Consider the following 11,053-nt stretch of genomic DNA (forward strand, 5'->3'; position numbering starts at 1 on the left):
TGCCCAAAGCGGAGGCATCCAATGAACCCCTATCCTCATCTTCTGGCCCCTCTCGATCTGGGCTTTACCACATTGAAGAACCGCGTGCTGATGGGGTCGATGCATACGGGGCTTGAGGAAACCAAGGACTGGAACCGCGTCGCGGAATTCTACGCCGCCCGCGCACGCGGCGGTGTGGCACTCATGGTCACCGGAGGCATGGCCCCGAACCCGGAGGGCGGTGTTTTCCCAGGTGCGGCGGGGCTTTATACACCGGAGGATATCGCAAATCATCGCATCGTCACAGACCGTGTTCATGACGCAGGCGGCAAGATCGCCATGCAGATTCTGCACGCGGGTCGCTATGCCTATTCGCCTAAATGTGTGGGGCCTTCGCCGATAAAATCGCCGATTTCGCCTTTCCCTCCTGCCGAATTGGACGCCGCAGGTATTGAAAAACAGATCAGCGATATCGTCATCGCCGCAACCCGCGCGCGCGAAGCGGGCTATGACGGGGTCGAGGTCATGGGGTCCGAGGGTTATTTCCTCAACCAGTTCCTTGTCACCCATACCAACAAGCGCACCGATGACTGGGGCGGGTCCTATGAAAACCGGATGCGCCTGCCGGTCGAGGTCGTCACCCGCGTCCGCGACGCTGTCGGCCCTGATTTCATCCTGATTTACCGGTTGAGCATGATTGATCTTGTGCCCAATGGCTCCACTTGGGCCGAGGTCGTCCAATTGGCTAAGGCTATCGAAGCGGCAGGGGCAACGATCCTGAATACCGGTATCGGCTGGCACGAGGCGCGTATTCCAACCATCGCCACATCGGTGCCGCGTCGTGCCTTCGCTTGGGTGACAAAAAAGCTGATGGGCGAGGTCCAGATCCCGATCATCACCTCCAACCGGATCAACATGCCCGATGTGGCCGAAAGCGTGCTGGCTGACGGCTGCGCCGATATGGTCAGCATGGCCCGCCCGTTTCTGGCCGATCCTGATTTCGTGTCCAAGGCTGCTGCTGGAAAGGCCGCCGAAATCGCGCCTTGTATTGCCTGCAACCAAGCCTGTCTGGATCATACCTTTAGTGGCAAACTGTCGTCCTGTCTGGTGAACCCGCGCGCCTGTCATGAGACAGAGTTGACGATAACCCCGACCGATCATCCAAAGCGGATCGCTGTCATTGGCGCTGGCCCTGCTGGCCTGTCTGCCGCACTTACCGCCGCGCAGCGCGGGCATTCTGTCACGCTCATTGATAAATCCACCGAACTTGGTGGCCAGTTGAACATGGCGAAACAAGTCCCCGGCAAGGAAGAATTCTGGGGCTTGGTTGAATACTACAAGACCGCTGTCGCCAAATCCCAAATTGCCCTGCGGCTTGGGATCGCTGCCACACCTGCCATGCTAAGCGACTTTGACGACATCATCATCGCGACTGGCGTCGCCCCGCGCGACCCCGGTATTCCGGGGCAGGACGGGCCAAACGTCTTGTCCTACATCGACGTCCTGCGCGGGAAGGCACCCGTCGGCAAGACGGTCGCGATTATTGGCGCTGGCGGGATCGGGTTTGACGTTGCCGAATTTCTCGTGACCGAAGACAGCCCCACCGAAAACCTGGAAGTATGGCTTGAAGAATGGGGCGTCGGCGATCCAGCGCAGACACGTGGTGGCTTGCGGCCCGAAGGCCCTAAACCCGACGCAGCGGTCCGGCAAGTCACGCTTTTGCAGCGCAAAAATGAGAAGCTTGGCAAGCATTTGGGCAAAACCACCGGCTGGATTCACCGTGCTGGTTTGCAGATGAAGAACGTCGCCATGATCGGTGGTGTGAACTACGAAAAGATCGATGCGGATGGACTGCACATCAGCTTTGGCGAAGCCCGCGAGAATCCCAAGTTGATTGCCGCAGACACGATTGTTCTTTGTTCAGGGCAAGTGCCGGAACGTCGCCTTGCCGAGGCCTTGATCGTGCAGGGGCGGTCTGTCCATGTCATTGGCGGGGCAGATGTCGCAGCAGAGCTCGATGCGAAGCGCGCGATAGATCAAGGCACGCGGCTTGCAGCGATTCTTTAAGATTAGGTAGTCTGCCACAGTCGTTAACGGGCAAAAGACACGCATTACCCTTGTCTATATGGAGATTCCGCACAATCGGCTGTTTCCGCTGAGGCACCAAAACTGATTCATACCCCCTTATTGTCAGGCATTCGTCCTAATCCTGCCTGATTTCATGATCAGACAGGAAACAACGGTATCAATAACAAGTAGGAATTCCCGATGGATCGTCTGACCGAAATGGAAGCTTTTGCCACAGTCGTGGATCAAGGGGGCTTTACAGACGCAGCCAAGAAGATGGGTATCTCCAAATCTGCTGTTTCCAAACATGTTTCTTCACTTGAAGCGCGGCTTGGTGCGCGATTGCTGAACCGTACAACACGCCGCGTGAGCCCGACCGAAATCGGTCTGGCCTACTACGACCGTGCCCGCCGTGTTCTCAATGACGCCGGAGAAGCTGATGCGCTGGTCACTTCCATGCAATCGGCACCTTCCGGTTTGCTCCGTATCAGTGTCGCCACAGATTTTGGCGTGAACCATCTGTCTCCCGTGCTGGGCGATTTCCTGAGCGAGTTTCCCGACATCACCGTGAATATGGTTTTGAATAACCGCTATGTTGAACTGATCTCCGAAGGCTTTGATATGGCTGTACGGATCGGCGAGCTGGAAGACAGCACTCTGCGCGCCCGCAAGCTGACCGAGACAACGAAACGCATGATCGCAAGCCCCGCATACTTCGCGCAATACGGTCGCCCCGAAAAGATCGACGATCTCAATGACCACAAGCTACTGCATTATTCCAATCAGGCCAATTCCGCGGTCTGGAAACTGACCGCACCTTCCGGCGAGAAACGTCAGGTTCGCACAGCAGGCTGGCTGACCGTGAATGATGGCCAGTCTTTGCTGAATGCCTGCGTTGGCGGACTTGGCATCGCCTACTTGCCAAGCTTCCTTTATGCCGACGCAATGCGCGACGGTCTGGTAGAAGAAGCCATTCCTGATCTGCCTGTAGAAACGCAAGGTATCTATGCGGTCTATCCACCGGGTCGCTTTACACAGCCCAAAGTCCGCGCGTTCATCGACTTTCTGGTTCACTCCTTTGCGGACAAAGGTCCTGACATCTGGTAATTTTCCCAAGGCGTTTATCGGCCTGACTGGCGCGGTTCCGATGGAGCCGCGCCTTTTTTCTTGTATGCATTAATCCTATCGCAATTTCTTTTTCCTAAGGTTCCCTCGTGATGTAGACGAGGTAACGTGAATGGAAAAACTAATGCGCTGGCTTGCTCCGCGAAGCGCCATTGGTTTTGTCGTGCGGCTGCTGTTTCTGATCGCGCTCGTGGCTGCCGCGAATATCACTTTTGCAATGATCCTGAATGATCGCGGACTAGATCGTCTAGGGTACTCTCTGGCCCATGCATTTTTTGTTGGTGGTCCTTTGATCGCCTTCTTTCTTGCAGTCACCGTTTTTCAGGTTCGCCTGCAACGCCAGCTATGGCGTCTTTCGCGGAAGGACAGCCTGACGGGGTTGAACAACAGACGGACTTTTCTGGATTTGGCAGCCAAGTTGGCGGCCGACAAGAACCTTGGTGTTCTGCTGCTGCTTGATGCCGATTGGTTCAAAATGATCAATGACACCTATGGTCATCGGGCCGGTGATATCTGCCTGAAATCAATCGCCTATACGCTGCGCCGCAACGTGCGCGAAGAGGATGTTCTTGGGCGCATTGGCGGAGAGGAATTTGCCATTTACCTCAGGAATACCACACCTGAACAGGCACGTGTCATAAGTGAACGCCTGACCAAGCCGATACCTTTCAGGTCAGATCAGTATGAGCACCTGACGGTCACGCTCTCTATCGGCGCTGCAGTTTCAGGTGACAAAGTATCCCTAGACGAGATGTTTGCAAAGGCCGACAGCGCCCTCTACCGCGCCAAACTGGAAGGCCGCGCAAGGTTCATTTTTTGGGATGAGGCGCTGCAAATGGGCCGGATGAGTGTGAGCGCCTGATCCCATTACTCTTGAGTGGATGTGATAATGACCTCAACCCGCCGATTGGCTTCGCGTCCCGCTTCAGTCAGATTGCTCGACACCGGTGCAAGGTATCCCATACCCTCTGCTTCAAGCTGGCGCCGGGCAACGCCGTAAACCGTCACAAGCCGCTCCAGAACCGAGCCCGCACGCCGTTTCGACAATGCGATATTTGTCGCAAGGCTACCCGCAGAATCAGTATGGCCCACAAGCGCGACCGTTCTGTCTGGATGCAGGAGCAGATAGTCAGCCAAATCCTTGAGTGATCCATAGTCAGCATCAGACAGTTGCGCCGAACCCGTTTCAAAGTCCAAATCACGCAAGATAGCTCGGCCCGTCTGCTCGAGCTGGTCAGCCAAGGCTATATCCGCCAAATCCCCGAAAGCCCGCGCCGGTTCTGCTGCGGCACTTGCAAGCGGTGCGGCCTCCTGTGCCAGCGGGCCGACATGGGTGACTTGGATAAAGCCAGCCTGCGCGGTGCGGCTGATAAACAGCGTCAGGTACTCCGGCCCGTCACTGCCAGTCTTTTCAGCCGCCAGGAACCGAAAGTCCCCGATGTTGATCCGCATTTCCGGCGGTGGCAGGGTCGCGACGCCAAACCGGAAATCAAAACCACCGCAGGCCTCGGTCTGACATTCGAAGATGATCCGGTAGCGATCATTGCGCAGCTGCTCTCGCAGAGGACGCACCAGTTGCAGCGTGGTCAAGGAGGCCGCGTCAATGCGCCATGCCTGCTGCGTCACACGCCCCTCGACCGTCTTGACCGGCATTTCGCCCCGATCCCAGATATTCAACGGCATGTCGTAACTGTCAGCGGGGCTGACCACCTCGACTTGCAGCGACGCATTACTTGGAAAGTCCAGCGTTTGGGCCTGTACCCCGCCAGCGGCCAAAACCAGAAGAGACGCCCAGAAGCGGATCATCGCGCTTGCGCGTGATAGTCGTCATTGGGCCGCATATCGGTGGCAGAGGCGATCCGGTTGCTCATGTTGTAGAAACCGGCAACTGCAGCAATATCCCAAATGTCACGGTCGGAAAAACCAACCTGACGCAGCGCATCGCGGTCTTTTTCCTCGATCTTGGCGCTGGCCACTGTCATCAGCTCCGCAAATTCCAGCATCGCTTTCTGGCGCGCATCGAGCGGGGCGACACGCCAGTTCATAACAAGCATTTCACCCAGTTTCGGATCAGCCGAAAGCTGCCGGACGGCTGCACCATGGGCTGTCAGACAGTAATAGCATTTGTTGATCGAAGAAACCGTGACCGCGATCATTTCGCGCTCGAGCTTGGACAGACCAGAGGCGGCCAGCATGACATCGTTATAAAGGGCCGTGAACGCATTCAGTTTATCAATGTCAAAGGCATAGGCTTGCAGAACATTGGGCACCATGCCCAGCTTTTCCTGACAAACGTCGAAATACTTCTGTGTGTTTTCTGGCAATGGATCAACCATCGGCAAATCAAGCGCTGTGGGTTGGTCGGTCAAGAGATCACTCCGGCAAGGTCCGATAGTGGTATTGTCCCACAACCGTCATGCCGAGGGAAGAGTAGAGGGCATTTGCGCTGACATTCGCCTGTGTGGTCACAAGCGCCAGATAGGTCGCCCCGTGATCGCGCGCCCAGAATGCAGCAGCCGTTGTCAGGTGCCGCGCCAAACCCTGCCTGCGGTGGTCTGCTCCAATTTCGAGCGCATGGATCATGGCGCAATCGGCAGCGATACCGACAAAGACGGTGCCCGCAGGTTTGTCATTCAACCTGCCCAGCAAGGTGGTCTTGGGTTGCCGCGCCCGATCCATCACATCAAGCCGCCCCGCGCCGATTCCTCCGGCCGCCCAAATCTCGACTTGGGTCGCAAGCGGCGGCCAGACTTCAAAACAGGTGATAGCAGGCGGGCGTTCTTTGGCGATGTCTTCAACCGGTGCCACATAGAGATTGACGGGATCCTTGATCACATAGCCTCGCGCGGCAAGTGCACTATCCAGCTCTTGGTCACCTTCGCGGATCATGAAAAGCGGCTTTTGCCCCGCGTCGCGCATGGCCTGTTCTGCCTGCGCAATGTCATCGTCTGAAAAGGGCATTTCTGCCGTTGCCGCACTGACCCTGCTGCTTCCGCTGTCATCAATCCGGATCGTCCAAGGGCCCAGCGCCTGTTTCGCGCGCGCGGACCATGTCTCTTCGATCACGGCATAAAGTTTGTTGATGGTTGGAAAAGTCATGCTGGAAACTGGGCCTCCAGGTTCGCCATTGCCATATCAAGCCTTTCTGGATCACTGCCGCGCACGACGATGTTTGAGCCGTAGATACCGTCTTTCTGGAAAGGATACGACCCTACCGAAAGATCAGGATAAGCATCCGCAAACGCGCCCAAAGGACCCGCAATGTCCCCCTCTGCCTTGAAAAGGCGCAGGGTGCGCGACAGCAGCGGAGCGCCGCCCGTAAGCTTGGGCAGCACAGAGGCCACCATCGCCGTGAACACCGATGGCACCCCGGCCATCACATGCACATTGCCAAGGCTGAACCCCGGTGCGGTGCTGACAGGATTGTCGATCAGTTCCGCACCATCAGGAATGCGCGCCATCCGCAAGCGAGCCGCATTCAGTTCCAGCCCTGACCGGTCGTAGTGTGCCTGCAAAAGCGCGCGCGCATCGGCGCGCACGTCGATATGCACGCCAAAGGCCGCCGCGATGCAATCGGCTGTGATATCGTCGTGGGTCGGCCCGATCCCTCCGCTGGTAAAGACATGGGCATAGTTGGCGGACAGTGCTTGCACGCTGGTGATGATGGCTTCCCTGTCGTCGCTGACAACGCGCACTTCTTTCAGGTCGATCCCCATTTCGGTCAACTGTCCGGCCAGATAGTGCATATTCGCATCCCGCGTGCGGCCTGACAGAATTTCATCTCCAATCACAAGCATGGCGGCGGTTGGGTTTGGCATGGGTGGTTCTCCTGAGGTCTTGGACAGGTTATAGGGACGCGCATGGAATTTACCACGCCCCTTATCCCTGCCCGTCTGATCCGGCGCTACAAGCGTTTTCTGGCAGATGTTACCCTTGATGATGGCCAAGAGGTCACTGTGCATTGCGCCAACCCCGGCTCGATGATGGGGCTGGCCACGCCCGGCACGAAGATCTGGCTGGAACCCAATGATGACCCCAAAAAGAAGCTCAAATTTGGCTGGCGTCTGGTTGATCACGAGAACGGGCATTTCACGGGTGTCGATACATCAGTGCCAAATCGCGCGCTCAAGGCGGCTTTGCTAACGCATCAGGTGCTAGAATTGCCAGCCTATGATCTGGTGCGCGCAGAGGTCAAATACGGCACCAACAGCCGGATTGATTTTCTGCTCAGTGGCGCAGGCCCCGATACCTATGTCGAGGTCAAAAGCGTCACTCTCTCGCGCGAGCCGGGGTTGGCTGCATTTCCCGACAGTGTGACCGCCCGTGGCGCAAAACACCTTGTGGAATTGGCCGCAATGGTCGCCCAAGGGCACAGAGCGGTCATGTTTTATCTGGTCCAGCGCACCGATTGCAGCGCTGTCACACTCGCCTCTGACATTGACCCCGCCTATCGCGCTGCATTTGATCACGCGATGCAAGCGGGCGTGACCGTTTTGGCCTATCGCTGCGACATCACACCGCTTGGGGTATCGCTTGGCCCGCCTCTGCCTTTCCGGCTCTAGAACTCCGCGCGCTTTTCGCCTATGTGGCTTTCGTAGAAAAAAGGATCGATTGCGTTGGAAACGAACAAGTCCCGCCTGACCAAAGAAGGCATTCGCATTTATCAGGCTGACGACTTTGCCGGCATGGCAAAGGCGGGGGCTTTGGCCGCGAAGATCCTTGATGATATCGCAGCGCATGTTTTCCCCGGTCAGACCACCGCCGAGATTGATCGGCTGATCACGCAGATGGTGGATGATGCGGGCGCTGTCTCTGCGACAATCGGGTACAAGGGTTACGAGCACGCGAGCTGCATCTCGGTCAACCATGTGGTCTGTCACGGCATTCCGGGCGACAAGATGCTAAAGGATGGCGATATCCTGAATATCGACGTCACCGTGATTGTTGACGGATGGTTTGGCGACACCAGCCGGATGTATGTGGCTGGCACTCTGTCCCGCAAGGCAGAGCGGTTGATCCAGGTGACTCATGATGCCTTGATGAAGGGGATCGAGGCCGCAAAACCCGGCAATACCTTTGGTGATATCGGCTATGCGATCCAGCTTTATGCCGAAAGCCACAGGATGTCTGTTGTGCGTGATTTCTGCGGGCATGGCTTGGGGCGGGTATTCCATGCGCCGCCGAATGTCTTGCACTACGGTCGGCCCGGCACAGGCGCCCGCCTTGAGGAGGGCATGTTCTTTACCATCGAGCCGATGATCAATCTTGGCCGTCCAGAGACCAAGGTACTGGCCGATGATTGGACCGCAGTCACCCGTGACAAATCACTATCGGCCCAGTTCGAGCATTCGATCGGGATCACCGCAAAAGGTTGCGAGATCTTTACGCTCTCACCCGGCGGCATATTCCACCCGACATATTCAAGCAGTTAAGCGCCACCGCAGCAGCCAACCTGCGGCACTGCGCGCGAAAATTGCGCCCAAAAATCCGGGCTTACCGGATTTTTCCGCAGCTTTTTTTGCGAATGACTTGCAACTGACATTCTGCATCCCCATATACAGTCTGTCGCTAGCGGTGACGCCCCTCCCCCATAATTTGACGAAAAGGATGCATCACATGCATATCTTGAAATCTGCCGCTATTGCGGCAGCCATAGGCCTGTGCGCCTCACCACTGCTTGCCCAAGAGGTCACACTGCGCTTTCAGCACTTTGTCTCGCCTGCGAGTGCAAACCCGACATATTTCATGCAGCCTTGGGCTGACGCGATCGAGGCGCAATCGAACGGTCGTATCAAAGTCGAGCTTTATCCCTTTATGCAATTGGGCGGCTCTGCGGCCAATCAGTTCGACCTGATCCGCGACGGCGCGATTGATGGTGGCTGGGTCATTCCAGGCTACCAGCCCAACCGCTTTCCCGAAGCAGAAGCGCTGGAATTGCCCTTCATGACTTCGAAGTCTGGGGAAGAAGCCAGTGCCGCGGCGTGGGACTTTACACAAGCGTATCTGATGGATGACTTTGCCGATGTGCATGTCATTGCCGCCCATATGCATGGGCCGGGGATCGTGCATAAGCGCGGAGCCCCTATCGCAAGCATCGCCGATTTTGACGGTCTGAAGCTGCGCGGCCCGTCGCGTGCCGCCACGCTTTTGCTCGAAGAACTGGGTGCCACACCGATTGGCATGCCCGTGCCGCAATTCCCCGAGGCCCTTTCCAGAGGCGTTGTGGATGGCGGCGTGATTACATGGGAAATGTCGCCCTCTCTCAAGCTAGACGAACTGACCGACAGCCATACTGATGTGGCCGGCGATCAGGCGCTCTATAACCTCTATTTCATCTGGGCGATGAACAAGAATGTCTACGAAGACCTGCCCGATGATTTGCGCGCCGTCATTGACGCCAACTCTGGCATGATGGCAAGCAAATGGGCCGGGCGTGCACATGACACTGGCGATATCGTCGGGCGTGATGTGATGGCTGCAAGCGGCAATCAGATTGCCGAGCTTTCTGCGGAAGAGACAGCAAGGATTGCCGCCGCGGGGCAAGTTGTGACTGCGCAATGGATCAATGACATGAATGCCAAGGGTTATGATGGCGCGGCACTTCATGCGGCAGCGGCGGCAGCGGTCGCTGCAAACCGCACCCCGGCCCAAGAGTGAACACGACAGAGCCGCTGCGACGCCCCCGTCGCAGCGGCTCTTTAGCGTCTATCTTGCTGGGTCAGGTGATCCGGGCAACAACGTAATCGGCAAGATCCACCAACATCTGCTTCAGCGCATGATCCGGCACTAGATCCAAAGCGGACTTTGCCTTTTCAGCCCATGCCAGCGCATCCTGACGGGTGCTTTCCATCGTCTGGTGCTTCGCCAGAAGGCCGATGGCGTGATCAAGGTCACCGTCTTCTTGTTTGCCTTTCTGGATCGTCCGCTCCCAAAAGGCCCGTTCTGTGGCATCGGCCTTGGCCACGGCGCGGATCACAGGCAAGGTCAGCTTCCGCTCGCGGAAATCGTCGCCTACATTCTTGCCGGTGGCCTTGGTGCCGCCATAATCCAGCAGGTCATCTACAATCTGGAAGGAAATCCCCAGCGCATCACCATAGTCGAACAGCGCCTGCTTGGTCGCGGCGTCTTGGCCTGCAATCTCGCCGCCAACTTCCATCGCGGCGGAGAAAAGAGCGGCGGTCTTGCCGCGGACAACTTGCAGATAGATGTCTTCGGTCGTGGAAAGGTCACTGGCGGCTGTCAGCTGAAGCACTTCGCCTTCGGCGATGGTGGCCGCCGCATTCGCCAGAATATCAAGAACCCGCAGCGATCCGGTTTCCACCATCAACTGGAAGGACCGCGCAAAAAGGTAATCCCCGACCAACACGCTGGAGGTATTGTCCCACAGCAGGTTTGCGGTCGGACGGCCACGGCGCTGGCTGCTTTCGTCAACGACATCGTCATGCAGCAAGGTCGCGGTGTGGATAAACTCGACCGTTGCTGCCAAGTGAATATGGTACGGCCCCTCATAGCCACACATCCGTGCGGCCGCCAAGGTCAGCATCGGGCGCAGGCGCTTCCCACCGGCTTCGACCAAATGGGCTGTCACTTCGGGGATACGCGGGGCGTGTTTCGAGGCCATCCGTTCACGGATCAGCGCATTAACGGCTGTCAGATCATCGGCCAAAGCCGCGGCCAATTGTTCATGCGGTTTGGTGGCAGCAGCATCAAGGCTCATTGAAGTTTCCGTCATGTGAATAGACAACACGCCCGTGTCATCTTAGGTCTGTGATATGAAAGAGCTTTTGCGCACCAACGACCCGACTGTCATCGCCTTTGCAACTGCCCTGCTGGACAGCGAGGGTATAGACTGGTTCACCTTCGACGTAAATATGAGCGTCCT

12 protein-coding genes are annotated in these 11,053 nt (G+C 57.1%); 7 read left to right on the forward strand and 5 right to left on the reverse strand.

Going from position 1 to position 11,053, the window contains the following annotated elements:
• Positions 1-21 precede the first annotated feature (21 nt).
• The 3 genes from NWQ23_RS16230 (at position 22) to NWQ23_RS16240 (ending at position 4,033) form a co-directional block, all read left to right on the forward strand.
• A complete protein-coding gene (locus NWQ23_RS16230; protein ID WP_306167436.1) occupies positions 22-2,046 on the forward strand; it encodes an FAD-dependent oxidoreductase in 2,025 nt (674 codons plus the stop codon).
• 201 nt (positions 2,047-2,247) lie between these two features.
• Complete coding sequence (locus tag NWQ23_RS16235; protein ID WP_306167437.1) at positions 2,248-3,153, forward strand: LysR family transcriptional regulator; 906 nt, start codon at positions 2,248-2,250, stop codon at positions 3,151-3,153.
• Positions 3,154-3,283: 130 nt separating this feature from the next.
• The gene (locus tag NWQ23_RS16240) at positions 3,284-4,033 is read left to right on the forward strand and encodes a GGDEF domain-containing protein (protein WP_306167438.1); all 750 of its coding nucleotides are present in this window, start codon (positions 3,284-3,286) and stop codon (positions 4,031-4,033) included.
• Between the two features lie 5 nt (positions 4,034-4,038).
• On the opposite strand, the gene NWQ23_RS16245 is transcribed toward NWQ23_RS16240, so the two are convergent.
• Genes NWQ23_RS16245 through NWQ23_RS16260 form a run of 4 tightly spaced genes read right to left on the reverse strand, consistent with a single transcriptional unit; the run spans position 4,039 to position 6,989 of the window.
• Positions 4,039-4,977, reverse strand: a complete 939-nt coding sequence (locus tag NWQ23_RS16245) for an OmpA family protein (RefSeq protein ID WP_306167439.1) — start codon at positions 4,975-4,977, stop codon at positions 4,039-4,041.
• On the reverse strand, positions 4,974-5,540 hold the full coding sequence (locus NWQ23_RS16250) for a peroxidase-related enzyme (protein ID WP_306167440.1): 567 nt from the start codon (positions 5,538-5,540) through the stop codon (positions 4,974-4,976). The genes NWQ23_RS16245 and NWQ23_RS16250 overlap by 4 nt, the downstream gene beginning before the upstream one ends.
• Positions 5,541-5,544: 4 nt before the next feature.
• Positions 5,545-6,270 (reverse strand): GNAT family N-acetyltransferase, encoded by a 726-nt coding sequence (locus tag NWQ23_RS16255; protein WP_306167441.1) that lies wholly within the window; start codon positions 6,268-6,270, stop codon positions 5,545-5,547.
• Positions 6,267-6,989 carry a molybdopterin-binding protein gene (locus NWQ23_RS16260; protein WP_306167442.1) on the reverse strand — a complete coding sequence of 241 codons (723 nt, stop codon included), beginning with the start codon at positions 6,987-6,989 and terminating at the stop codon, positions 6,267-6,269. The genes NWQ23_RS16255 and NWQ23_RS16260 overlap by 4 nt, the downstream gene beginning before the upstream one ends.
• A 42-nt stretch (positions 6,990-7,031) precedes the next feature.
• On the opposite strand from NWQ23_RS16260, the gene sfsA reads away from it, so the two are divergent.
• The 3 genes from sfsA to NWQ23_RS16275 all read left to right on the forward strand — a co-directional run bounded on the left by sfsA (position 7,032) and on the right by NWQ23_RS16275 (position 9,828).
• On the forward strand, positions 7,032-7,733 hold the full coding sequence (gene sfsA / locus NWQ23_RS16265; RefSeq protein ID WP_306167443.1) for a DNA/RNA nuclease SfsA: 702 nt from the start codon (positions 7,032-7,034) through the stop codon (positions 7,731-7,733).
• A gap of 54 nt (positions 7,734-7,787) precedes the next feature.
• Entirely contained in the window at positions 7,788-8,603 is an 816-nt protein-coding gene (gene map, locus NWQ23_RS16270; protein ID WP_306167444.1) for a type I methionyl aminopeptidase, read from the forward strand.
• Between the two features lie 175 nt (positions 8,604-8,778).
• The gene (locus NWQ23_RS16275) at positions 8,779-9,828 is read left to right on the forward strand and encodes a TRAP transporter substrate-binding protein (protein ID WP_306167445.1); all 1,050 of its coding nucleotides are present in this window, start codon (positions 8,779-8,781) and stop codon (positions 9,826-9,828) included.
• A gap of 61 nt (positions 9,829-9,889) precedes the next feature.
• Here NWQ23_RS16275 and NWQ23_RS16280 read toward each other — a convergent pair whose 3' ends face one another.
• The gene (locus NWQ23_RS16280; protein WP_306167446.1) at positions 9,890-10,888 is read right to left on the reverse strand and encodes a polyprenyl synthetase family protein; all 999 of its coding nucleotides are present in this window, start codon (positions 10,886-10,888) and stop codon (positions 9,890-9,892) included.
• A gap of 55 nt (positions 10,889-10,943) precedes the next feature.
• On the opposite strand from NWQ23_RS16280, the gene NWQ23_RS16285 reads away from it, so the two are divergent.
• Positions 10,944-11,053: putative signal transducing protein (locus NWQ23_RS16285; protein ID WP_306167447.1), on the forward strand; the 110-nt coding region annotated here is incomplete at its 3' end.

It is taken from the genome of Yoonia sp., assembly GCF_030731595.1.
Classification (GTDB): Bacteria; Pseudomonadota; Alphaproteobacteria; order Rhodobacterales; family Rhodobacteraceae; genus Yoonia.